Annotated in this window: 24 protein-coding genes; 21 read left to right on the forward strand and 3 right to left on the reverse strand. The window is 63.9% G+C overall.

From position 1 onward, the window contains the following. Positions 1-71 precede the first annotated feature (71 nt). From M0D65_RS24975 to M0D65_RS25045, 15 genes are all read left to right on the forward strand, one after another. A complete protein-coding gene (locus tag M0D65_RS24975; protein ID WP_266255000.1) occupies positions 72-1037 on the forward strand; it encodes a CheR family methyltransferase in 966 nt (321 codons plus the stop codon). Further along, complete coding sequence (gene cheD / locus M0D65_RS24980) at positions 1034-1828, forward strand: chemoreceptor glutamine deamidase CheD (RefSeq protein WP_266255001.1); 795 nt, start codon at positions 1034-1036, stop codon at positions 1826-1828. Before M0D65_RS24975 ends, cheD begins: the two co-directional genes overlap by 4 nt. A 5-nt stretch (positions 1829-1833) precedes the next feature. After that, positions 1834-2937, forward strand: a complete 1104-nt coding sequence (locus tag M0D65_RS24985; RefSeq protein WP_170275888.1) for a chemotaxis response regulator protein-glutamate methylesterase — start codon at positions 1834-1836, stop codon at positions 2935-2937. Between the two features lie 62 nt (positions 2938-2999). Next, entirely contained in the window at positions 3000-3395 is a 396-nt protein-coding gene (gene cheY, locus M0D65_RS24990) for a chemotaxis response regulator CheY (RefSeq protein WP_091017234.1), read from the forward strand. Position 3396: 1 nt separating this feature from the next. Then, positions 3397-4128, forward strand: a complete 732-nt coding sequence (cheZ, locus tag M0D65_RS24995) for a protein phosphatase CheZ (RefSeq protein WP_091017236.1) — start codon at positions 3397-3399, stop codon at positions 4126-4128. A 175-nt stretch (positions 4129-4303) separates the two neighbouring features. Further along, entirely contained in the window at positions 4304-4819 is a 516-nt protein-coding gene (locus tag M0D65_RS25000) for a DUF2844 domain-containing protein (RefSeq protein WP_266255073.1), read from the forward strand. Positions 4820-4836: 17 nt separating this feature from the next. Next, positions 4837-6084: a DUF3443 domain-containing protein gene (locus M0D65_RS25005; protein ID WP_091017237.1), complete on the forward strand. Its 1248-nt coding sequence runs from the start codon at positions 4837-4839 to the stop codon at positions 6082-6084. Between the two features lie 174 nt (positions 6085-6258). After that, the gene (flhB, locus tag M0D65_RS25010) at positions 6259-7470 is read left to right on the forward strand and encodes a flagellar biosynthesis protein FlhB (protein WP_266255074.1); all 1212 of its coding nucleotides are present in this window, start codon (positions 6259-6261) and stop codon (positions 7468-7470) included. After that, positions 7467-9569 (forward strand): flagellar biosynthesis protein FlhA, encoded by a 2103-nt coding sequence (gene flhA, locus M0D65_RS25015; protein ID WP_266255002.1) that lies wholly within the window; start codon positions 7467-7469, stop codon positions 9567-9569. Before flhB ends, flhA begins: the two co-directional genes overlap by 4 nt. Positions 9570-9747: 178 nt before the next feature. Then, entirely contained in the window at positions 9748-11526 is a 1779-nt protein-coding gene (gene flhF, locus M0D65_RS25020) for a flagellar biosynthesis protein FlhF (RefSeq protein ID WP_266255003.1), read from the forward strand. Then, a complete protein-coding gene (locus tag M0D65_RS25025; RefSeq protein ID WP_266255004.1) occupies positions 11519-12388 on the forward strand; it encodes a MinD/ParA family protein in 870 nt (289 codons plus the stop codon). Before flhF ends, M0D65_RS25025 begins: the two co-directional genes overlap by 8 nt. A gap of 25 nt (positions 12389-12413) precedes the next feature. Continuing rightward, on the forward strand, positions 12414-13148 hold the full coding sequence (locus M0D65_RS25030) for an RNA polymerase sigma factor FliA (RefSeq protein ID WP_091017249.1): 735 nt from the start codon (positions 12414-12416) through the stop codon (positions 13146-13148). Positions 13149-13631: 483 nt separating this feature from the next. Beyond that, complete coding sequence (locus tag M0D65_RS25035; protein WP_266255005.1) at positions 13632-14753, forward strand: hypothetical protein; 1122 nt, start codon at positions 13632-13634, stop codon at positions 14751-14753. 520 nt (positions 14754-15273) lie between these two features. Then, positions 15274-15615, forward strand: a complete 342-nt coding sequence (locus tag M0D65_RS25040; protein WP_266255006.1) for a hypothetical protein — start codon at positions 15274-15276, stop codon at positions 15613-15615. Beyond that, the gene (locus M0D65_RS25045; protein WP_266255007.1) at positions 15612-16022 is read left to right on the forward strand and encodes a hypothetical protein; all 411 of its coding nucleotides are present in this window, start codon (positions 15612-15614) and stop codon (positions 16020-16022) included. The genes M0D65_RS25040 and M0D65_RS25045 overlap by 4 nt, the downstream gene beginning before the upstream one ends. A 65-nt stretch (positions 16023-16087) precedes the next feature. Here M0D65_RS25045 and M0D65_RS25050 read toward each other — a convergent pair whose 3' ends face one another. The 3 genes from M0D65_RS25050 to flgA form a co-directional block, all read right to left on the reverse strand. Further along, complete coding sequence (locus M0D65_RS25050) at positions 16088-16531, reverse strand: flagella synthesis protein FlgN (RefSeq protein ID WP_266255008.1); 444 nt, start codon at positions 16529-16531, stop codon at positions 16088-16090. Positions 16532-16679: 148 nt separating this feature from the next. Further along, entirely contained in the window at positions 16680-17033 is a 354-nt protein-coding gene (gene flgM / locus M0D65_RS25055) for a flagellar biosynthesis anti-sigma factor FlgM (protein ID WP_266255009.1), read from the reverse strand. Between the two features lie 108 nt (positions 17034-17141). Continuing rightward, positions 17142-18431: a flagellar basal body P-ring formation chaperone FlgA gene (gene flgA / locus M0D65_RS25060; protein WP_266255010.1), complete on the reverse strand. Its 1290-nt coding sequence runs from the start codon at positions 18429-18431 to the stop codon at positions 17142-17144. Between the two features lie 227 nt (positions 18432-18658). Here flgA and flgB point away from each other — a divergent pair, with 227 nt between their 5' ends. The 6 genes from flgB to flgG are packed head-to-tail and all read left to right on the forward strand — an operon-like array spanning position 18659 to position 23285. Next, complete coding sequence (gene flgB, locus M0D65_RS25065) at positions 18659-19150, forward strand: flagellar basal body rod protein FlgB (RefSeq protein ID WP_266255011.1); 492 nt, start codon at positions 18659-18661, stop codon at positions 19148-19150. A gap of 45 nt (positions 19151-19195) precedes the next feature. Continuing rightward, positions 19196-19621, forward strand: a complete 426-nt coding sequence (gene flgC / locus M0D65_RS25070) for a flagellar basal body rod protein FlgC (RefSeq protein WP_091017271.1) — start codon at positions 19196-19198, stop codon at positions 19619-19621. Positions 19622-19632: 11 nt separating this feature from the next. Next, positions 19633-20358 (forward strand): flagellar hook assembly protein FlgD, encoded by a 726-nt coding sequence (locus M0D65_RS25075; protein ID WP_266255012.1) that lies wholly within the window; start codon positions 19633-19635, stop codon positions 20356-20358. A 51-nt stretch (positions 20359-20409) separates the two neighbouring features. Next, complete coding sequence (flgE, locus tag M0D65_RS25080; protein ID WP_266255013.1) at positions 20410-21657, forward strand: flagellar hook protein FlgE; 1248 nt, start codon at positions 20410-20412, stop codon at positions 21655-21657. A gap of 23 nt (positions 21658-21680) precedes the next feature. Next, on the forward strand, positions 21681-22439 hold the full coding sequence (gene flgF / locus M0D65_RS25085; protein ID WP_266255014.1) for a flagellar basal-body rod protein FlgF: 759 nt from the start codon (positions 21681-21683) through the stop codon (positions 22437-22439). A 57-nt stretch (positions 22440-22496) separates the two neighbouring features. Next, entirely contained in the window at positions 22497-23285 is a 789-nt protein-coding gene (gene flgG / locus M0D65_RS25090; protein WP_091017281.1) for a flagellar basal-body rod protein FlgG, read from the forward strand. Positions 23286-23314 lie beyond the last annotated feature (29 nt).

Genomic DNA, 23314 nt, shown 5'->3' on the forward strand with positions numbered 1-23314 from the left:
ATGCCGGGAGCCGGCCGTCTGCGCGCGGTTCGTGCAACGGTCTGCGCATTGCAACGCAGGCGGATCTCGCGATGAAACTGACGCGCACACCGTCCCGACCCGCTCCCAGCGAAGCGGCACGAACCGCCGAATCGACACGCGACTTCGAGTTCACATCCGCCGATTTCGCGCGCATTCGCGAGCTGATCTATCTGCGCGCCGGCATCTCGCTGTCCGACCACAAGCGCGACATGGCGTACAGCCGTCTCGCACGACGCCTGCGCGCGCGCGGCTTCGACAACTTCCGGCAATACCTCGACTTGCTCGAGTCCGATACCGATCCCGCCGAATGGGAAGCGTTCACCAACGCACTCACGACGAACCTCACCGCGTTCTTCCGCGAAGCACATCACTTTCCGGTCCTTGCCGACTTCGCGATGCAGCGCCCGGCGCCGGTTTCGGTGTGGTGTTCGGCGGCATCGACCGGCGAGGAACCGTACTCGATCGCGATGACGTTGATCGAAGCGCTCGGCGAGCAGGCTGCGCGCCAGGCGAGCGTGCTCGCCACCGATGTCGATACGCAGGTACTCGCCAAGGCCGAGGCCGCGGTGTATCAACTCGAACAGGTCACGCATCTGGCGCCGGAGCGGCTCAAACGCTTCTTCCTGAAAGGCACCGGCGCGCATGCAGGCCTCGTGAAAGTGCGCCCGGAAGTGCGCGCGATGGTCCGCTTCGAACGGCTGAATCTCACCGATCGCGATTACGCGCTGCGCACGCCGTTCGATGCGATTTTCTGCCGCAACGTGATGATCTATTTCGACAAACCGACGCAGGCGCAGGTACTGGCCCGCTTCGAGCCGCTGTTGAAGCCGGGTGGCTTGCTGTTCGCCGGCCACTCGGAGAACTTCACCTACGTGAGCCAGGCGTTCCGTCTGCGCGGCCAGACCGTCTACGAACTGACCCGCGACGGCGGCGTACCGCATCGAGCTACGGCGCACCGTCGCGCGGACCACGCCGCAGGTTCCGCCGACGCTGCACCAAGCGGGGTGAGCGCATGAGCACCGCACTGCCGATCGCGACAAACCTCTACTACGACAATCACTTCAAGCGCCCCGGCGTGAAGCTGCTGCCGAACGAGTTCTTCATGACGGGTGAAGACATGGTGCTCGTCACGGTACTGGGCTCGTGCGTGGCGGCGTGCATCCAGGATCGCAGCGCGGGCATCGGCGGGATGAATCACTTCATGCTCCCCGACGACGGCGCGGACGTCGCGCAGGCCGCCTCGGATGCGATGCGCTACGGCGCCTATGCGATGGAAGTGCTGATCAACGAAATGATCAAGGCGGGCGGTCGGCGCGAGCGGCTCGAGGCGAAAGTGTTCGGCGGCGCGGCCGTGCTCGCGGGCATGACGACGATGAACATCGGCGACCGTAACTCGACCTTCGTGCGCCGCTACCTCGCACTCGAAAAAATTCCGATCCTCGCCGAAGACCTGCAGGGCGAGCATCCGCGCAAGGTCGCGTTCATGCCGCGCACGGGCCAGGTGATGGTGAAGAAGCTGCGGCTGCAACAGGAGGCGCGCGTCGCCGAGCGCGAACAGGCGCTGGCGCAGCAGACCTCGGTGGCACGTGCCGAACGGCTCGCGCGGGCACGCGAACGCGTCGAGCTGTTTGCGAGCCCAGCGCCGCGACCGCGCGTCGAACTGTTCGGCAACGCAACCGGTGGTACTCAAAACGGCACATCGGGCAACAACCCTGGCAACCCCGCCAAACCGCGCATCGAACTGTTCGGCAGCAGCGGTAGCAAGCCCGATCAATCCAGCAACGCCAGAACGGCCGAGGAGGCGTGAGCGCTGTGCAAAAGATCAAGGTACTGTGCGTCGACGATTCGGCGCTGATTCGCAGCCTGATGACGGAGATCATCAACGGCCAGCCGGACATGACGGTCGTCGCGACGGCGCCCGATCCGCTCGTCGCGCGCGAACTCATCAAGCAGCACAACCCGGACGTGCTGACGCTCGACGTCGAAATGCCGCGCATGGACGGTCTCGACTTCCTCGAAAAGCTGATGCGTCTGCGGCCGATGCCGGTGGTGATGGTGTCGTCGCTAACCGAACGCGGCTCTGAAATCACGCTGCGCGCACTCGAACTCGGTGCCGTCGATTTCGTGACGAAACCGCGTGTCGGTATCCGCGACGGCATGCTCGACTACGCGGAAAAGCTCGCCGACAAGGTGCGTGCGGCGGCGCGTGCGCGCGTGCGGCAGCGCGTCGTGCAAACGCCTGCCAGCACAAGCCCCACGGATGCAACCGGCGCCGCGCAGGCGCCCACACTCGCACCGCTCTTCAACAACCCGCTGGTCAGTACCGAGAAGCTGATCATCGTCGGCGCATCGACGGGCGGTACCGAAGCGATCCGCGAAGTGCTGCTGCCGCTGCCGCCCGATGCGCCCGCGGTGCTGATCGCGCAGCATATGCCGCCCGGTTTCACGAAATCTTTTGCACAGCGGCTCAATGGTTTGTGCCGGATTACCGTTAAAGAAGCAGAGCACGGCGAGCGCGTGCTGCCGGGTCATGCGTACATCGCGCCCGGTCACGCGCATTTGCTGCTGGCAAGAAGCGGGGCAAACTACATCGCGCATCTGTCGGACGAACCACCGGTGAACCGGCATCGGCCGTCGGTGGATGTGCTGTTTCGCTCGGCCGCGCAGCATGCGGGCAAGAATGCGGTCGGCGTGATCCTGACCGGTATGGGCCGCGACGGCGCGGCGGGGCTACTCGACATGAAACAGGCGGGCGCGTACACATTTGCCCAGGACGAAGCGAGCTGTATCGTCTTCGGCATGCCGCGCGAAGCGATCGCACTCGGCGCCGCCGACGAAGTCGCCGCGCTGTCCGAGATGAGCCGCCGCGTGATGGCGTGCCTCGCTGCGATGGGCGAGCGCGTGCAGCGCGTATGATGCGGGCCGATTGAAGCGGCGGCAGTGTGCCGCACGAACTGGATTTGCGAAAGGGAATGGCTATGGATAAGGGAATGAAGATTCTGGTCGTGGACGACTTTCCGACGATGCGCCGGATCGTTCGCAACCTGCTCAAGGAGCTGGGCTACGGCAATGTCGACGAAGCCGAGGATGGCATGGCGGGCCTCGCCCGTCTGCGCAGCGGCACGTACGACTTCGTGATTTCCGACTGGAACATGCCGAACCTCGACGGCCTCGCGATGTTGAAGGCGATCCGCGCCGATGCAGGCCTCGCGCACCTGCCGGTGCTGATGGTGACGGCCGAGTCGAAGAAGGAAAACATCATCGCGGCCGCGCAGGCCGGTGCGAGCGGCTATGTCGTGAAGCCGTTCACGGCGGCGACGCTCGATGAGAAGGTGAACAAGATCCTCGAAAAGATGGCCAAAGCCGGGAGCTGACTTGAACCAGCCGAGCAACGCGTCAGGCTTCGACCTGAAAGAAGACAGCGGCGGCGACTTCGCAAGCGACCGCATCCTGGCCCGCATCGGGCAGCTCACGCGCACGCTGCGCGACTCGATGCGCGAGCTGGGGCTCGACAAGCACGTCGAGCGCGCGGCCGAAGCGGTGCCGGATGCACGCGACCGCCTCAAGTACGTCGCCACGATGACCGAACAGGCCGCCGAACGTGTGTTGACCGCGATCGAAGTCGCCAAGCCGATTCAGGAGCAACTGCAGCGCGATGCAGGCAAGCTTGATGCGCGCTGGGCCGAGTGGTACGCCGCGCCGATCGAGCGCGACGAAGTGCGCGCGCTGATGAGCGATACGCGCGGCTTTCTGAGTGCGCTGCCGGAGTCGACCGGCGCGACCAACGCGCAGTTGCTGGAGATCATGCTCGCGCAGGACTTTCAGGACCTTACCGGCCAGGTGATCAAGAAGATCATGGATGTGGTCTATCTGATCGAGCAGCAACTGCTTGGTGTGCTGGTCGAGAACATCGCGCCCGAGCGGCGCGAGCAGTTTGCGGCGACGGCCGCCGCGCTCGCAGCGGCGCACCCGGCCACCGACCACGCGGGCGCCGCCGGCCCTACCGAAACCCTGGTAAACGGCCCGCAGATCAATCCGGAAGGCAAGCCCGACGTGATGCAGGATCAGGCGCAGGTCGACGATCTGCTCGCGAGTCTCGGCTTCTGAGTTTCATACGATCCCTTACCGACGCGCTGTACTACTGCTTAATCCACTCGGGCACAGGCATACTACGGGCACGCGCACCGGGGCTGAGAGGCCGGTGCGGTTTTCACGTCGCGGACATGCCGGTGACACGGCCCCGCGACAGACGATCAGGAGGAGTCTGGCCATGTCGAGCCGTATGTCGAGCCCACTACGTCGCGCCGTCATCGTGACGACGCTCGGATCCAGCCTTGTGCTGTCCGCCGTCCCCGCCGCGCAGGCCGCGCTGGGCGGCAGCCCCATGACCCCGCCCGACGGTTCGACCGTTACTACGCGCGTCATGCATGCCACATCGACGTCTTCGGCGTCGGCATCGACCGCGTCCTCCACTGCCGCCGCGGCCTACAGCGTGCGCGAGACGACGCTCGCTAGCGGTACGGTCGTGCGCGAGTATCTGTCGCAGGCCGGCACGGTCTTCGGGATCGCATGGAACGGCCCGCAGATGCCCGATCTCAACAGCCTGCTAGGCACTTATTTCCCACAGTATGTCGACGGCCTGACGGCAGTGCGCACCGCACGCGGCGGCCACGGTCCCGCGTCGGTCCAGAGCGACAATCTCGTCGTGCAATCGGGCGGCCATATGGGCGCGTTCGCAGGCAATGCGTGGCTGCCGCAGGCGCTGCCTGCCGGCGTCAGCAGCGCCGACATCCAGTGACGGGCGGGAGACAGACAGTGCAGACAGTCCAATCGAAAGCACCGATCAAGACGCAATGGGTTCGCTGGGTTCAGGCCGCGGGCCTTGCCATCGCCGCGGCCTGCATCGCCGGATGTGGCGGTGGCGGAGGCAGCAGCGGTGGCGGCAGTACGCCGGTGACGCCGGCCGGCGGCAATCAGGTCGCATTGACCGTCAACGCCGGGGTGGCCAACGTCGTGAATATTCCGACCGTCAGCGTCACGGTGTGCCCGCCGGGTTCGACCAGCAATTGCCAGACGATCAATAACATCCAGGTCGACACGGGCTCGTATGGGCTGCGGGTGGTGAGCTCGGCGCTCACGTCGTCGTTGTCGGGCGCGCTGCCGGTCACGACCGTGAGCGGAGCGCAGATCGCCGAATGCGCGCAATTCGCCATCGGTTACACGTGGGGCACCGTGCGGACCGCGAACGTCACGATTGGTAGCGAGACGGCCAGCAGCATCCCCGTGCAGATCATCGGCGACCTGGCGTCGTCGACGGTGCCGGCCACCGGTTGCGCAAACGGCCCGGCGCAGAATACGGCGAGCGCGCTCGGCGCGAACGGCATTCTCGGTATCGGCGTCGCGCCCAACGACTGCGGCACGACCTGCGCGACCTCCGCCAACAGCAGCATCTATTACTCGTGCCCGAGCGGCACCAATTGCACGAAGACGACGCTGCCCACCACGCAGCAGGTCGCGAACCCGGTGCAGAACTTTCCGGTCGACAACAACGGCGTGGTGCTCCAGATGCCGTCCATCTCCAGCACCGGTGCGACGTCGGCGTCCGGCACACTGACGTTCGGTATCGGTACGCAGGCAAACAACACGCTCACAGCGAGCCAGACGTTTACGACGAATAGCGCCGGCAACATGGTCAGCAGCACGTTCAACGGCAGTACGGTGACGGCGTTCCTCGACTCGGGCTCGAACGCCTACTTCCTGTCCGACCAGACGCTGACGCAATGTACTAACAGCAACTATTCGGGCTTCTATTGTCCGTCCACGCCGACGTCCCGCACCGCGACCCTGGTCGGTGTGAACGGCACGGTCGGGACGGTCACGATGAACGTCACGAGCGCAGCGACGCTGTTCGGTAACACCAGCAACTACGCGTTCAACGATCTCGCTGCTGCCGGCGGCCTGGGCCAGCTCGATCTCGGTTTGCCGTTCTTCTACGGCCGCACGATCTTCTTCGGTATGGATCGCCGGGCGACCGGCGGCGCGGCGCCGTACGTCGCGTTTTAAGAGCACGACGGCGCGCTGACCCGGGCGACGACATGCCCGGGGCGGCGCGCCGCTTCCCCATCCCCCGAAATACCCCCGTTTCCCCGTCCTTATCCGCCGATGGCGCCTTGCCGTCTGCGGGAATAATCGCTGTCACTGGAAAACGGCATCGTGCCGTCTCGTCTGGAGAGCCTGGTGGCAGAGGACAGCGACCTCGAAAAAACCGAAGCAGCCACTCCCCGGCGGGTCGACAAGGCCCGCGAGGAAGGGCAGGTCGCGCGCTCGCGTGAGCTGGCTTCGTTTGCGCTGCTCTCGGCGGGCTTCTTTGGCGTGTGGGGCATGGCCGGGCCGATCGCCACGCATCTGCGCGCGATGCTGCGCACCTCATTCACGTTCGATCACACGGCTGTCTTCGATTCGCACCAGATGATGAGCGGCGCGGCCGTCGCAGGCCGCGAGGGTCTCTATGCGCTTGCGCCCGTGCTCGGACTGACCGGTGCCGCCGCATTGTTCGCACCGATGGCGCTGGGCGGCTGGCTGATCTCGAGCAAATCGCTCGAACCGAACTTCGGCCGGCTGAATCCGCTCACCGGCCTCGGTCGCATTTTCTCGATCAACGGTCCGATCCAGCTTGGGTTGTCGCTTGCGAAGACGCTGGTGGTGGGACTGGTGGGCGGCATAGCGGTCTGGCAGCGGCGCGACGAGATAATCGCGCTCTGTACGCAGCCGCTCGATGTCGCGCTCGCCAACGCGGGCCACCTGATCGCCGTGTGCTGCGCCATGACGGTCGCGGGCATGTTGCTCGTGGCCGCGCTCGACGTGCCGTATCAACTCTGGCAGTTCCAGAAGAAACTCCGCATGAGCAAGGATGAAGTGAAGCGCGAACACCGCGAGAACGAAGGCGACCCGCTGGTGAAGGGGCGCATCCGTTCGCAGGCGCGCGCGCTGGCACGCCGCCGGATGATGTCCGAGGTGCCGAAGGCCGATGTTGTCGTGACGAACCCGACGCACTTCGCGGTCGCGCTGAAATACACCGACGGCGAGATGCGCGCACCGAAAGTGGTGGCGAAGGGCGTGAATCTCGTCGCGTTGCGTATCCGCGAGATCGCCGCCGAACACAACGTACCGTTGCTCGAAGCGCCGCCGCTCGCGCGGGCGCTTTATCACAACGTCGATCTGAACCGCGAGATTCCGGGCGCGCTGTACGGCGCGGTCGCCGAAGTGCTCGCGTGGGTCTATCAGTTGCGTCGCTTCAATACCGAAGGCGGTATTGCACCGACGGTGCCCACGAGCTTCGACGTGCCCGCCGAACTCGACAAGGGCGCCATCTCCGACGATGAAGCCGCTGAAGAAGCCGCCGAAGCGCTCGCAAAAGAAGACGAAACCCGACGCGGAGGCCGCGCATGAACACGCGCGCCGGTTTCCTCTCGCGACGGCCCGACGTGCTGGCCGGCACCAACCTGCGGGCGCTAGCCGGGCCGGTGCTGATCTGCATGATCCTCGGCATGATGATCCTGCCGTTGCCGCCGTTCCTGCTCGACTTGCTGTTCACGTTCAACATCGCGCTGTCGGTGATGGTGCTGCTCGTCAGCATGTACACGATGAAGCCGCTCGATTTCGCCGCGTTCCCGAGCGTGCTGCTGTTCTCGACGCTGCTGCGCCTGTCGCTGAACGTCGCATCGACACGCGTCGTGCTGCTCGAAGGTCACACCGGTCCAGATGCAGCCGGGCAGGTGATCGAGGCGTTCGGACATTTCCTCGTGGGCGGCAATTTCGCGGTCGGCATTGTCGTGTTCATCATCCTGATGGTGATCAACTTCATGGTGATCACGAAGGGTGCGGGCCGCATCGCCGAAGTGTCGGCGCGCTTCACGCTCGATGCGATGCCTGGCAAGCAGATGGCCATCGACGCCGACCTCAACGCCGGTCTCGTCAACGAAGAACAGGCCAGGAAGCGACGCCTCGAAGTCGCGCAGGAAGCCGAGTTCTACGGCTCGATGGATGGAGCGAGCAAGTTCGTGCGCGGCGATGCGATCGCCGGGCTGCTGATCATGGTGATCAATATTCTCGGCGGGTTGATCGTCGGGATGGCGCAGCACGGCATGGACTTCGCTTCGGCGGGCAAGACCTATACGCTGCTCACGATCGGCGATGGCCTTGTCGCGCAGATTCCGTCGCTGGTCATTTCGACGGCGGCCGGCGTAATCGTGTCACGCGTCGCGACCAACGAAGACATCGGCACGCAGCTCACCGGCCAGCTGTTCACGAACCCGCGCGTGCTGATGATCACCGGCAGCATTCTCGTGCTGATGGGGCTGATTCCCGGCATGCCGCACTTCGCGTTCCTGCTGCTCGGCGGCGGCGCGATCCAGCTCGGCCGCGTGATGAGCAAGCGCGCGGCGGACCGCAAGGGCGCGTCGGCACTGGTCGATGTCATACCGGCCGCGATGACGCCGGTCGAGAACAGCGAAGCGAGCTGGGAAGACGTGACGCTGATCGACACGCTCGGTCTCGAAGTGGGCTACCGGCTGATCCCGCTCGTCGACAAGAACTCCGACGGCGAACTGCTCAAGCGGATCAAGAGCATCCGCAAGAAATTCGCGCAGGAAATCGGCTTCCTGCCGCCCGTGATTCACATTCGCGACAACCTGGAACTGCGCCCGAACGGCTACCGGATTGCGTTGAAGGGCGTCGAGGTCGGCATCGGCGAGGCGTATCCGGGCCAGTGGCTCGCGATCAATCCAGGCCAGGTCACCGCGGCGCTGCCGGGCACACCGACGCAAGACCCGGCGTTCGGCCTGCCAGCCATCTGGATCGATACGAACATGCGCGAACAGGCGCAGGTGTACGGCTATACGGTCGTCGATTCGAGCACTGTCGTCGCGACGCATCTGAATCACCTCGTTGTCACGCACGCGTCCGAACTGCTGGGTCGGCAGGAAGTGCAGGTGCTGATCGAGCGGATGTCGAAGGACACGCCGTCGCTCGTCGAAGACCTCGTGCCGAAGACGATCTCGCTGACCACGCTGCAGAAGGTGCTGCAAAGCCTGCTGGAAGAGGGCGTGCCGATCCGCGACATGCGCACGATCCTCGAAGCGCTCGCCGAGCACGCAGCGAAGATGCCCGATGCCCACGATCTCACTGCCGTCGTGCGGCTCGCGCTTGGCCGAGCGATTACGCAGCAGTGGTTCCCGGGCAGCGGCGACATGCAGGTGATGGGCCTCGATTCGAATCTCGAACGGGTGCTGTCGCAGGCGCTCGCGACCGGTGCGAACCCCGGCCTCGAACCGGGCCTCGCCCACACGCTGCTCACCGAAACGCAGAAGGCGATGACGCGCCAGCAGAACCTCGGGCTCGCGCCGGTGCTGCTCGTCCAGCATTCGTTGCGCGCGATGCTCGCGCGTTTCCTGCGTCGCAGCCTGCCGCAACTGAAAGTGCTGTCGTATGCGGAAGTGCCCGACACCCGGACCATCAAGGTCGTCAACCTGATCGGCGCGCACGGCTGAGCGAGACTGACCACGGCGGCGGCACTGCTGCCGCTACCGCCGCCGATCAGTCGAATTGCCCGCCTTTCCCCTTCCTTATCCATCGATCGTCACTCGACACCTTTGGCAATAATCGTTGTCATGGGAAGCGGTATGTGAGGGTACGTGGCCGCTCCGTTCATCTCGCCGGGAGTCCAGCTTGAACATCCGAAAATTTATCGGCGCCACCACCCGCGACGCGCTGCGTCTCGTGCGCGAGGCGCTGGGTCCGGACGCCGTCGTGCTGTCGAACCGCACGGTCGACGACGGCACCGTCGAGATCGTCGCGCTGGCCGACAGCGAGCTGGCTTCGATCAAGCCTGGTGCTGCGGCACCGGCTGCCGCCGCAGTGACGGCACCGCGTGCGGCTGTGACCTCGAGCGCAACACCGGGCGCCGCATTGGCGAATCCGTACGCGAGCGGCATGCCGGATGTGTTCTCGTCGGTATTCGGCGCGAGTCCCGAAGCGGGCACCGAGCGTATGTCGAACGACCATGCCGACGCCCAGCCCGTCACTGCAATACGAGCACCGGCTGCTCGTGCTGAAGCTACGCGTAGCAAAGACGCCGCTGCCGCGCCGCGCACGCTCGCGGAATCGAACCCCTGGCTTATCGATCACGCACGTAAAGTCGCGGTTCAGGCCGAGCATGGCGCGATGACGCCGGCTGTTGCGATGGCGAAGGGCCTGGGCACACCGGGCGAACTGCAAACGCCTACCGAAACATCGCGTGCCGAGACACCGGAATGGGCTCGTGAAGGCGCTCAGCTAGCCGCGCGCCGCGCTGCGCAACGGGCAGGCATACCGACCACAGCGGCCACAGCGGCCGCTGACGAAGCGCGCCGTATGCCGAACCCGCCGGCTCCATCTTCTGCATCGATTGCATCCACTGCGTCGACCGCGTTTTCCGCCGGCACTGCGGCATCGATGACCGAAGCGATCAACCAGCGCGTCGAGCAGATCGTCAACGACACCGTGATGCACGAACTCGCGTCGATGCGCGGGATGATGGAAGAGCACTTCACCGGCCTGCTGTGGGCGGACCGCCAGCGCCGCGGACCGACACACGCCGCGTTGACCAAACACCTGTTCGCCGCCGGCTTCTCGGCACAGCTCGTGCAGATGATGATCGACAACATGCCGGAGACCGACGGCATGGAAGCCGGCATGAACTGGGTCCGCTCGGTACTCGCGACGAACCTGCCGGTGATGGAAAACGAAGACGAGCTGATGGAGCGCGGCGGCGTGTTCGCGCTGATGGGACCGACGGGAGTCGGCAAGACAACGACGACCGCAAAGCTCGCCGCACGCTGCGTGATGCGCTTCGGCGCGAGCAAGGTCGCGCTGCTCACCACCGACAGCTACCGGATCGGCGGTCACGAGCAACTGCGCATTTTCGGGAAGATTCTCGGCGTGTCCGTGCACGCGGTGAAGGACAGCGCCGATCTGCAACTCGCGCTGTCCGAGCTGCGCAACAAACACATCGTGCTGATCGACACGATCGGCATGAGCCAGCGCGACCGGCAGGTGGCTGACCAGATCGCGATGCTGTGCCGCGCCGGTCAGACGGTGCAGCGTCTGTTGCTGCTGAACGCGACCTGTCATGGCGACACGCTGAACGAAGTCGTGCAGGCGTATCAGCGTGCGCCGGACCAGCAGCCGCTCGCCGGTTGCATCCTGACCAAGCTCGACGAAGCGACCAACCTGGGCAGCACGCTCGATACGGTGATCCGTTACCGCTTGCCCGTGCATTACGTGTCGACCGGACAGAAGGTGCCGGAGAACCTCTACGTTGCGACGAAGAAATTCCTGATCAAGAGCGCGTTCTGCATTCCGCGCGACAGCTCGCCTTTCGTGCCGCAGGACGACGACATTCCGCCGCTGCTGTCAGCGCTGTCGGCGCGTTCGACGGCCGATATGCACGAGGTCCGCTTTGGATAAACGTGTGCCCGATCAGGCGGAAGGGCTACGCAGGCTGCTCGCCGGTGGTCGCGCGCGCGTGATTTCAGTGACTGGCGGTTCGCCGCGGGCGGGGGCGACGACAACGGTCCTCAACCTCGCAACGGCACTCGCCGAGCAGGGCAAGGATGTGCTCGTGATCGACGAGTGTTCCGGCGAGGGCTCGATCAGCTCGACGCTCGGCGGGGTGCGCTGCACGGGCAGTTTCATCGAAGTTGCACGCGGCGAACTGCCGCTCGAGCGCGCGGTATTGCGGCATCCGCTGGGCTTTGGCGTGCTGGCTGCGTCGCGGGCGAATCGCGAGGGCTGCACGCCGTCGCAGCTTGCCGCGATGGTCGACGGTTGCGCCGACATCGTGCTGATCGATGCGCAGCTCGGTCGCGAGGGCGCGTTGTCGGCGCTGGCGCTGCAGGCGCACGACGTGATGATTGTGATGCGGGTCGCCGCGCAGTCGATCACCGAGACCTATGCGTGCCTGAAGCGGCTGCACTACGCGCATGCGATCGCGCAGTTTCGTGTGGTAGTGAATCACGTGCAAAGCATCGACGATGCGCGCACCGCGTTCGACAACCTCGCGGGGGTGGCGGGGCGTTATCTGTCGGTGGCGCTGGAGGCGGCCGGCTGCATCGCCGCCGATGTGCGGATCGTGCGGGCGCTCGAACTGTCGCGCTGTGTGGTCGATGCGTTCCCGTCGACACCGGCGGCGCGCGGCTACCGGCACCTCGCCGCGCAATTGCAGTACTGGCCGATGCGGCCAGCGATGTCGTCGCGCGCGCCGTGGCCGGCGAGCGCGACCGTAACAGCGGCGCAACACGCCGACCAACCGTCCGCGCAGCACGCCTGAAGGCGCCACGGACAAGGGGAGCACGATGTACAACGCGCAGGGAAAGATCTCCCAGGCCGACGTCCTGACCAAATACGCGCCGCTCGTCAGGCGGCTCGGTCTGCAGCTCGTGGCCAGGATGCCGGCGAGCGTCGATCTCGACGATCTGATCCAGGCCGGCATGATCGGCTTGCTCGATGCGGCGAGTCGTTACAAGGAAGATCAGGGCGCGCAGTTCGAAACCTACGCGAGCCAGCGGATTCGCGGCGCGATGCTCGACGAGCTGCGCAGCAACGACTGGCTGCCGCGCAGCCTGCGCCGCACGTCGCGCGAAGTCGAGGCGGCGGTGCATCGGGTCGAGCAACGTCTCGGACACTCGGCCAGCGAAGCGGAGATCGCCGATCATCTGAACATGCCGCTCGACGAATACCAGTCGATGCTGCAGGACCTGCACGGTAGCCAGCTGATTTACTACGAAGACTTCGATCGGTCCGCTGAGGATGAGCCGTTTCTCGATCGCTATTGCGTCGATCATTCGGATCCGTTGTCGGCGTTGCTTGACGATAGTTTGCGTACGGCGCTGATTGAGGCGATCGATCGGTTGCCCGAACGCGAGAAGCTGCTGATGTCGCTTTACTACGAGCGCGGGATGAATCTGCGCGAGATTGGGGCGGTGATGGAGGTGAGCGAGTCGCGGGTGTGTCAGTTGCATAGCCAGGCGGTTGCGCGGTTGCGGACGCGCTTGCGGGAGATGGCGTGGGCGAATGCGGAGGCGGGGTGAGGGGCGGTTAAGTCGCGTCGTCGTGCAATAAACAGGTGTTCCCGCGCCTGGCGAATGGCTCGTCAATCAATAGTCTGTCGTACAGGTTAGTACTCGATATGCTGCCTTCGAACGTTTCTACGTCGACAGGCAGTAGTCAGTCACATCAATCTTCCTGATCTACTCTCCTGCGCACTGCACTCTGCGACGTCACACAGAGTAGCTAAAACACGCAGTGCGAAATTGCGCGTCGTACGTCTATGGAAAATTCAATTTCATTACACGTATAGCGTTAACGCAATGCGGACCATAAATAAGTTTTACTTTTCGATTCTCCATCGCACCGCCATTGTGTGAGCCGTAAAGCGGATCAGATGGCGATTTCTTAAGGTTTCTTAAGGAATCGTTTTTTGCCAGTCGCCGATCGAGAGCGCAAGAAGCTTGAAGACTCACGCCGCTCCATGGACCGACGGTCAGACCAATAAACGAAATGGAGACGAAGACATGGAAAAGCGCCTGGCAACTTTGATGTTGCTCGCCGTGACTGCATTGACCGGCTGCGGAGGTGGAGACGACATTAGCGCACCGATACCGCCGAAGCTGCTCACAAACATCGCCGTGCCCAATGCTTCGAGTCCACCATTCAGTTTTGACATTGGCTACGTCGAGGCCGGCAAGTACTTTCTCTCCGACCGCAATAACAAGGCAGTCGATGTCGTGGACACTCAATCGAACACGTTGCTCGCGCAGATCGTGGGGCCGTTCATCGGTGCCGGTGCCACGACAAACGAATCCGGTCCCGACGGAATCGTAGGTATCACCGGTACGAACACGATCTATGTCGGCGACGTGGACTCGGTCAAGGTAATCGATACGGCTGCGCAGAAGACGGTCAACACAATCGTCATCAGCAATTCCGGATCGCGCGTCGATGAGGGCTGCTACGATCCCGACGATCATCTCGCGATGTTTGCGAACCCCGGAGACTCGCCGCCATTCGTCACGTTAATTTCGACGCTGACACAAACGGTGGTGACAAAGCTCTCTTTCAACGGTTCGTCCGGGCTCGAAGCGTGCGCCTATGATCCTGCCTCGAAGAGTTTTTTGATCAACAACGACGGAACTGCCGCCAATCCCGAAGGCGAGCTTGACGTCATCACGGCCAGCTCCGCGGTGGCGGGAAATCCTTCTGTCAGCAAGTCGTTTCCGCTAGGGAAATGCGCACCGGCGGGCATCGTGCTTGGTCCGAATAATGACGTGCTTGTTGGATGCGATCCGCCGGCCGGAGACCCGCTCATCACGTTGATCCTCGATCGTACGAGTGGCGCGATTCAAGCCAGCCTGCCGTTTGGCGGGGTGGACCAGGTTGGTTACGATCCGGCTTCCAACCGCTATTTCCTGCCGGCTCGACACTACGTCACGAGCGGCATCGCTGCAGCGTCAGGATTTAGCCCGCAGATGGCCGTAATCGATGGCGCGTCACGGCGGTTGCTCGTCAAGATTCCGGTGGGCACCGGGGCGCACTCTGTCGCCATCGACAGCACGCTTGGGCAAGTGTATGTGCCGTTTCAACCAGGTGCGGCGGGATTTCCCAACGGGGGGATTTCGGTGTTTTCGACGCGCTAGTTTTACAGCGTATCGGCCGGACCGCTAGCAACGGTCGCGGTCGTATCCGTGTCGACAGGGGGCAATGAATGGCCGACCAGCGGCTGCCTGGTAAACGGTAAAAGCGCGGCCGTAGTGTTCATGCCAGGATCAGACAGCAGATGCCGAGGAAAACCACACGTGCTTGTATGTAACGACGGCTGTTTCGTCCGGCGCGCGCTCTGCCGTTAGCCAGACAGACCGGACTGACCATGCCGCGCTGGAATCGGGCTCCGTCGCGAAGTGATCATTCGTCGAGGCACCGCCGACACAAGGAATGAACCCGCCGACGGAGTGAGGTGAAACCAGTATCGTTATTTAAATGCGATTCAAGCCTGCCTTTTAAGCACAGTTACCGGCCGTGAATGCGTCACAAGATCGTTTATTCCAGGACTCCATGTCATACTTTACGCATTGGCGTCCGTCCGCGGATCGTACAAACCTGAAGTGACAAAAAGAAACCATGAAAAGACCAATTTCACTAGGCATTCTCGGGTGGTTCATGATCGTTACCAGCGCGATCTCTCTTGTCGAATTGCCACTATCGCTGCGTAATCCCCTCGCTGTCGAAATGCTCAGTCGCAGTTTGCTGCCGGTGTGGGCGACGCTGGCAGTTGGATGCGTCTCCGCGCTGTTTAACATCGTTGCCGGCATTGGCGTGCTAAAGGGACATGCGTGGTCACGCACACTCTACGTTGCAGTAGCGGCGATTGGACTCGTGGTGTCGGGTATCTCCACGCCATTCAAGGGGCTGCTGATTCCCGGAGTGGTCTTACTCGCGATCTTTAGCTTTTTTCTCTATCGTCCCGCTGCCACGGCCTATTTTCATCGCGCTGACGCATGAATGTCTTTCGAAGAGTAATCGGCATCATCCTGCACAGCCTGGCGGGCTTCATTGTCTTTGGCGGGGAAATAGCCGCATTCATGGGTTCACCCGGTGAGAAGGCCAAGATAGGGATGGTCGGCAGTCTATTTATCATGGCCATGATCGTGTTCGGCATTGCAGTCGTCATCGGGAATTTCTCGAGACGGTTCGATCCTGTGGGTATTGCGATGTTGAGCGCTTCAGCGGGTACGGCTTTAACGGCAATCGGAGTGCTTTCGATGCTTTTGTCTCCCGAACTGATGGACATGCTTGCAAGGCAGGGAGCATCGTTTCGCATGGTCACGCAAAGCGTGGGAGAGGGTGCATTGCTGACAGTAGTCGTGGCTGCGTTGGGCTGGATGGTAATCCGGTTTCGAAACAAATAGCGGCACGTCCGCTGCATGAAGCAACGTGTTATTCCGCGCGGAGCTTCAGCGCTCTTGTTTAGTAACTAAACCCCATACGCCGGAATCCGCCCATCCGGCCCATAGAACGCCGGCTTCTCCGGCACGACAACCTGCAGCGCAGCGAGCGCCCGCTGGTTGTAGTCCATCCGCGTGCGGATCAACATGCCATTCGTCGTGTTGGCGTTCCAGGCACGCTGCGCCGCCTGGCGCAACAGCGACCACTGCGCGGCAATCTGCGCATCGCCATCCGCCGCCAGCTCGATACCACGCGAGCCCGCCGGAAACCCCATTTCCGCAAGCAGCGCATCGCGGGCTGCTTCCAGCTCGGCGAGCTTTCCGATCAGCACGGTTTTCTGCTCGACCACGGGCGGCAGCAGTTCGAGCGGCTGTACAACCGTCAGCGCGTGTTCTTCGAGTGCAAGGGCCGAGGCGAACGCTTCGACGGTCGCAAGCTCGTCGATCAGGCTGGCAAGGAGGGCGTCTTTCATCGCAACTCGCTAGTGAAATGAGAGGGCGTGGGCACGCGCAACAGCCGCGCAGTAAACGCAACGGCCCGCGTGAGACACGCGGGCCGGGTAGGGAAATACTTCTCTATGGCGGCACGGGCCGCCGCTGCGTCTTCGGACGACGCGCAGCTCAGCTGCCGGTAGACGGCGTCTTGTTCTGCAGCAAGTCGCGCGCCGTGTTCAGCACGCCGTCGGCAATCTTGCTGGAATCGATGGTGAGCGTGCCGTTCTTGATCGCCTGACGGACCGATTCGACATGCGCCGTATCGATATCCGCGGAACCCGACGCCGCCAGGCTGCGCAGATGCGCCGACAGTCCCGACAGGTTCACGTTCGCATCGCCGGTCGACGTCTGCGGGGCGGCGGCTTTGCCCGACGCACCCGACGCGCCCGCGCCGGTCGACGTGGCTTCGCCCTGCTGGGGCCGCGACAGACCGTCTTTCAACGTCTGCAGATTGGTGCTGGTGGTGGAATCGACTTTCACGATTGGCTTCCTGAACGATTTGATCGTGATAACGGCATGCACGAATCAAAACTTTAGCGCAACCGGCGCACGCCGTCTGCAATCCCGCGCGGCGGCCCGTGCAGCCGTTCACAGCTGGATCTCCACGGTGGAGCCATCCTTGACGATTCCGCTGATAATCTGCCCCCCGGCCGTCTTCACCCGCACCTGCTGGCCCGGCGCCGCGTTGTTCATCGCGCTGCCCTCGGCCGAAATCGCGAAACCCTGGCCCTGCGCGACCACCCGGACCGTCTGCCCGATCGTCACCGACGATGCACTACGCAACATGTCCTGGCGCAGCGGCAGCCCCGCCGCGACGCGCGTCAGCGCGGCTGCGCCGACCGCCTGTGACGGATCGGTGACGACAGCCATCGGCAGCGACGTGAGGTCGCCGTCGCGCGCGACGAGATCGGCGGCGCTCAGTACGTCGCCGGGCGCGAGCGCCCGTGCCGCCAGATAGTAGGTCGCGTGGATCGCGATTTTCGCCTGTAGATACAGCGTCCAGGGGCGCTCGCCGGCGCAGCGCACACCGACGGTCGTGCGGCCCCACAGGCGCATGCCCGTCGGCATGAATGGTGCAAGCGTCGTGCAGGCGGCGAGACCGCGTGGGAACACCGGCGCCACCGTGATCTCGATCTTGCCTGGCAGGCCGGCGGACTGTTGCTGCAAATAGGCGAGTGCCGCGCTGCGGATCGTTTCGCCGTCTTCTTGTGCAGGGGCGGCAGTGGGGCCGCCAGGTTGGGCTGTTGCCGCCGCCGTTGACGTTGACGCCCTGACGATAGCCACCGGCGCGCGCGGCGGATTGAAAGCAACCGGCGCCGTCTGGCGTACAGCCGGCTGCGGCGGAGTCTGCGTCGACGTGACGATCACCGGAATCACTTCACGCGAAGCCGGCACGTTCACACGCATCATGCGTGGCGTATCGATTGCGCTCTGGTTTGCCGTGGCGGGATTGAAGTTCGCGCGACGGATCGCCGGTGCGACGACGGCATCGCCGGGACCGGGAATCACAATCGCGCCGTTTGCATTCGCGGCTTGAGTGAAACGGTCGTCGGTGCGCGATGAAGCCGGAGCAGTCGCGCCGCTCATCGACATCGCAGCAGCAATCGCAGGTGTGGAGTTGCGCGCATCGGGTGCGGTGCTCGCGACGCGATTGGCCAGCTCGGCCAGCGCCGCAGGATTCTTCTCCGCAGGCCCCGGAATCACGATCGGCCCACCGGCTTCCTGCGCGATGGCGAGCTGCGGCATCGCGCAGACGATCAACCCAACGAACCCCAGCGCAACAGCAACAGCAGCAGCGCATGACGTGCGCCCAGCCCGTCGACCCACACCGATCGCGCGGCACACAGACGGCCGGACAGCAAAGGCGGTGACAGGCATCGGGCTTCTCCATCGAATCCAACAGTACGACTTGCATTCTAGAGAGGCACCCGCCGGAGCAAACGTTGAATAGAGGGCGGCTTCCCCGGTTATTCGTCCGATTGCCGCTTGCGTGCGGCTCATAAGATGCTCGTCATGGATAAAGGTCTCTGCGGTTTGCGCCGGGTGCTGCAGCCCTCGCGCGACGCCGCTCCGCAGACGATCGTGACCGCTTCCGGGAGATTTCGATGCTGGACAAACTCGATGCCGAATTCGCTTTTGGACGCCAGGCGCTCGATGTGCGCGCGTACCGGCAGGAACTGCTGTCGTCGAACATCGCCAACGCCGACACGCCTGGGTACAAGGCGCGCGACGTCGACTTCGGCGCATCGCTCGCAAACGCGATGAAGCAGGGCGCGGGTACATCGGGCGCGTCGAACGCCGCGCCGCTCGCGATGGCTCAGCCGGCCGGCGTGACGAGCGGGATGCAGATGGTGTCGACACATGCGGGACACATGGCGGGCACAGCGCGACTCGCACCGACAGGCGGTTCCACCGACGACTACGGCACGCCGCAGTACCGCATGCCGACGCAGCCCTCGCTCGACGGCAACACCGTCGATCTCGATACCGAGCGCGTGCAGTTCGCCGACAACTCGCTGCATTTCGAATCGGGCATGACGGTGCTGTCGCAGCAGATCAAGACGATGCTCTCGGCGATCACGTCGGGCAGCTCGTAACCCTGTAACCGGCCGGCCCATCGCACACACCCGGAGAGATCAGCCATGCCATCCCTGATGAACATCTTCAACGTCGCGGGCTCGGCGTTGTCCGCCCAGTCGCAGCGGCTCAACGTCACGGCGTCGAACCTCGCGAACGCGGACAGCACGACCGGCCCCGACGGCCAGCCGTACAAGGCGAAGCAGGTCGTGTTCGCGGTGGACCCGCTCGGCGGTTCGCGTACGGCGTCCGGCCAGCAGGTGGGCGGGGTCCAGGTGACCGGCGTGATCGACGATCCGACGCCGATGAAGACCGCCTACGACCCCGGCAACCCGGCCGCCAATTCCGACGGCTACGTGACGCTGCCGAACGTCGACCCGGTGCAGGAAATGGTCAACATGATTTCGGCGTCGCGCTCGTATCAGGCCAACGTCGAGACACTGAATACCGCGAAACAGCTGATGCTGAAGACGCTCACGATCGGAACCTGAGGAGAGTTTCCTTGACCACGCAAACCACTATCGGCGGCAGCGGCACGACCGTATCGCCGACGCTGCTCGACACGATGAACGGTACGAGCAGTACGAACAGCACGACCGGCACTTCGTCGTCGTCGACGAGCGCGACATCGGGCGCGAGCCTGCAGAACACGTTCTTGCAGTTGCTGATCGCACAGATGCAGAACCAGGACCCGACCAATCCGATGGACAGCTCGCAGATGACTTCGCAGCTTGCCCAGATCAATACGGTGACGGGTATCAGTCAGTTGAACACGTCGCTTACGTCGCTGGCGACGCAGCTGTCGGCGGGCCAGCAGCCGCAGGCCGCGCTGCTGATCGGCTCGACCGTGCTCACGCCGGGTAACACGGTGGCGGTAGCCAGCGGCAAGGCGGCGCCGATCGGTGTGCAGCTCGCCAACGACGCTACCAACCTGCAGGTCAACGTGACGAACTCGGCCGGCAAGGTCGTCAGCACGATCAACCTCGGCAGCCAGAAGGCCGGTTCGGTTCCGGTGACGTGGACACCGACCGACTCCTCCGGCAACCCGCTGCCCGACGGTACCTACACGTTCACGGCAACGGGCACGATCAACGGTAAGGCAGGTACGGCGACCACGCTGTCGGCCGCCACGGTGCAAAGCGTCGTCACGCAGGCAGACGGCACACCGGGCCTGCAGTTGTCGAACGGCACGACGGTCGGCCTCACGCAGATCGGCGCAATTCTTTAACGCTTTGCAGATTCATCGAATTCATCGCAATCATCGAGTACGGAGACCGTCATGGGCTACCAACAAGGTTTGAGCGGACTGGCAGGTGCAGCAAACGATCTGGACGTGATCGGCAACAACATCGCGAACGCGAACACGACCGGCTTCAAGCAGGGACAGGCGCAGTTCGCCGATGTCTACGCGAACTCGGTCGCGACCGCGGTCAACACGCAGATCGGTCTCGGCACGCGGCTCGCGCAAGTGCAGCAGCAGTTCTCGGAAGGCCAGATCTCGGTGACGAACCAGGCACTCGACGTCGCGATCAACGGCAATGGTTTCTACCAGATGTCGAACAACGGCTCGCTGACCTACTCGCGCAACGGCGTGTTCCAGCTCGACAAGAACGGTTATATCGTCAGCTCGGACGGGTTGCAGCTGATGGGTTACGCGGCGAACGCGGGCGGCGTGATCAACACCGCGCAGACGGTGCCGTTGCAACTGCCGACCGGAAATATCCCGCCGGTTGCGACCAAGACCATTACGGCCGGCCTCAACCTGAACGCGCAGGACCCGGCGGTAGCAGCCGGCACGACCCTCGATCCGACCAACAAAAGCACCTACAGCTACACGACCTCGACCCAGGTGTACGACTCGCTGGGCGGCTCGCAGCAGGTGAACATGTACTTCGTGAAGTCGGCGACTGGTTCGTGGGACGTCTACGCGGGCGCGGCAAGCGGCGGAACGCCGTCGAAGATCGGTACCGCGACGTTCGATACGTCGGGCAACCTGACCGGCACGACGACGGGGACGCCGCCGGTCGCAACCAATCCGCCGCTGACATTCAGCTTTTCGATTCCGAACACGGACGGCTCGGCGACCCCGCAAACCATCCAGCTGGGCATTGCGGGCACGACGCAGTTCGGCAGCACGGATGGCGTCACCAAAATGCAGCCGGACGGTTACGCCGCCGGCACGCTGACGAACTTCACGGTAGGCACCGACGGCACGCTGACCGGTAACTACTCGAACGGCCAGACCCAGGCGCTCGGGCAGATCGTGCTGGCGAATTTCAGCAACCAGAACGGCCTCGTGAGTCTCGGCGGCAACCAGTATGCGGCGACCGCTTCGTCGGGTGTGGCGCAGATCTCGGCGCCGGGCAGCACGAACCACGGCACGTTGCAGGGTGGCGCGCTGGAGGGTTCGAACGTCGACCTGACGAGCGAACTCGTGAACCTGATCACCGCGCAGCGCAACTATCAGGCGAACGCGCAGACGATCAAGACGCAACAGACCGTCGACAACACGCTGATCAACCTGTAAGCGCGGCACGCACTGAGCTCACCATGGATCGTCTGATCTACACCGCGATGACGGGCGCCTCGCAGGCGCTCGAGCAGCAGGCCGTGGTCGCGAACAATCTCGCGAATACGTCGACGACGGCGTTTCGTGCGCAGCTCGCGACGTTTCGCGCCGTGCCGATGAACTTCGGCGACGGTACCCAGGCTGCGACCGACACGACGCGCACGTTCGTACTTGCATCGACGCCGGGTGCGGACTTCACACCAGGCCCGCTGCAACGCACCGGCAATCCGCTCGATGTGGCGGTGCAGGGGCAGGGCTGGCTCTCGGTGCTGACTGCCGACGGCAATGAAGCGTACACGCGCGCGGGCAACCTGCACGTCGACGAAAACGGCCAGCTCGTCACCGCGACGAACCAGCCGGTGGTCGGCAACGGCGGTCCGCTGTCGGTGCCGCCGGGTGCGGAGGTGACGATCGGCAAGGACGGCACCGTGTCCGCGCTGATCCCGGGCGATCCACCGACGGCGATTGCGATCGTCGATCAGTTGAAGCTCGTAAATCCCGATCCGGGCACGCTCCAGCGCGGCGACGATGGCCTGTTCCGCACCGCCGACGGCAATCCCGCCGACGCGGATCCGAGCGTCGTGCTCGCACCGGAATCGCTGGAGGGCAGCAACGTGAATCCGGTCGCAGCAATGGTCTCGATGATCACCAACGCGCGGCAGTTCCAGATGCAGACGAAGCTGCTCGAATCGGCGGATCAGAACGAACAGGCTGCGAACCAGTTGCTCAATTTCAGTTGACGGCGATGCGGCGTTTCGTACGCCGCGCTGCCCACGCTTAGCCAGGAGAAGAACACCGTGAACCGCTCACTGTATATCGCCGCCACCGGCATGAATGCGCAGCAGGCGCAGATGGACGTGATCTCGAACAACCTCGCGAACGTCAGCACGAACGGCTTCAAGGGTTCGCGCGCTGTGTTCGAGGACCTGCTGTATCAGACCGTGCGGCAGCCTGGCGCGAACTCGACGCAGCAAACCGAACTGCCGTCCGGCATCCAGCTCGGCACCGGGGTTCAGCAGGTCGCGACGGAGCGGCTTTACACGCAGGGCGGCCTGACGCAGACCGGCAACTCGAAGGACGTGGCGATCAACGGTCAGGGCTTCTTCCAGGTGCAGATGCCCGACGGCACTAACGCATACACACGCGACGGGTCGTTCCAGACCAACTCGCAAGGCCAGCTGGTGACGTCGAGCGGCTACCAGGTGATTCCCGCGATCACGATTCCGCAGAACGCGACCTCGCTGACGATCGGTAGTGACGGCACGGTTTCGGTGACGCAGGCCGGATCGAGCAACAGCGTGCAGATCGGCGCGTTGCAGATCGCGACCTTCATCAACCCGACGGGGCTCGACGCGCGCGGCGAGAACCTGTTCGTGGAGACGTCGTCGTCGGGTACGCCGAATGTCACGACGCCGGGTCTGAACGGCGCGGGCACGCTGAATCAGAACTATGTCGAAGCATCGAACGTGAACGTGGTGCAGGAACTGGTGAACATGATCCAGACCCAGCGCGCCTATGAAATCAACAGCAAGGCCGTGACGACGTCCGACCAGATGCTGCAGACGCTCAGCCAGATGCCGGTGTGATCGGGCACGTGCAGTCGGGAACACACAGA

This window comes from Paraburkholderia sp. CHISQ3 (assembly GCF_030464945.1).
Taxonomy (GTDB): Bacteria; Pseudomonadota; Gammaproteobacteria; order Burkholderiales; family Burkholderiaceae; genus Paraburkholderia; species Paraburkholderia megapolitana.

Excerpts from the sequence above, each read along its gene's own strand:
- M0D65_RS25045 (WP_266255007.1), top strand. The coding sequence starts at position 15,612 with ATGAATGTCTTTCGAAGAGTAATCGGCATCATCCTGCACAGCCTGGCG.
- flgB (WP_266255011.1), top strand. The coding sequence starts at position 18,659 with ATGCTGGACAAACTCGATGCCGAATTCGCTTTTGGACGCCAGGCGCTC.
- M0D65_RS25050 (WP_266255008.1), bottom strand. The coding sequence starts at position 16,531 with ATGAAAGACGCCCTCCTTGCCAGCCTGATCGACGAGCTTGCGACCGTC.
- flgC (WP_091017271.1), top strand. The coding sequence starts at position 19,196 with ATGCCATCCCTGATGAACATCTTCAACGTCGCGGGCTCGGCGTTGTCC.
- flgA (WP_266255010.1), bottom strand. The coding sequence starts at position 18,431 with ATGCCTGTCACCGCCTTTGCTGTCCGGCCGTCTGTGTGCCGCGCGATC.
- M0D65_RS25035 (WP_266255005.1), top strand. The coding sequence starts at position 13,632 with ATGGAAAAGCGCCTGGCAACTTTGATGTTGCTCGCCGTGACTGCATTG.
- M0D65_RS24975 (WP_266255000.1), top strand. The coding sequence starts at position 72 with ATGAAACTGACGCGCACACCGTCCCGACCCGCTCCCAGCGAAGCGGCA.
- M0D65_RS25000 (WP_266255073.1), top strand. The coding sequence starts at position 4,304 with ATGTCGAGCCCACTACGTCGCGCCGTCATCGTGACGACGCTCGGATCC.
- M0D65_RS25040 (WP_266255006.1), top strand. The coding sequence starts at position 15,274 with ATGATCGTTACCAGCGCGATCTCTCTTGTCGAATTGCCACTATCGCTG.
- cheY (WP_091017234.1), top strand. The coding sequence starts at position 3,000 with ATGGATAAGGGAATGAAGATTCTGGTCGTGGACGACTTTCCGACGATG.
- flhA (WP_266255002.1), top strand. The coding sequence starts at position 7,467 with ATGAACACGCGCGCCGGTTTCCTCTCGCGACGGCCCGACGTGCTGGCC.
- flgE (WP_266255013.1), top strand. The coding sequence starts at position 20,410 with ATGGGCTACCAACAAGGTTTGAGCGGACTGGCAGGTGCAGCAAACGAT.
- cheD (WP_266255001.1), top strand. The coding sequence starts at position 1,034 with ATGAGCACCGCACTGCCGATCGCGACAAACCTCTACTACGACAATCAC.
- flgF (WP_266255014.1), top strand. The coding sequence starts at position 21,681 with ATGGATCGTCTGATCTACACCGCGATGACGGGCGCCTCGCAGGCGCTC.
- M0D65_RS25030 (WP_091017249.1), top strand. The coding sequence starts at position 12,414 with ATGTACAACGCGCAGGGAAAGATCTCCCAGGCCGACGTCCTGACCAAA.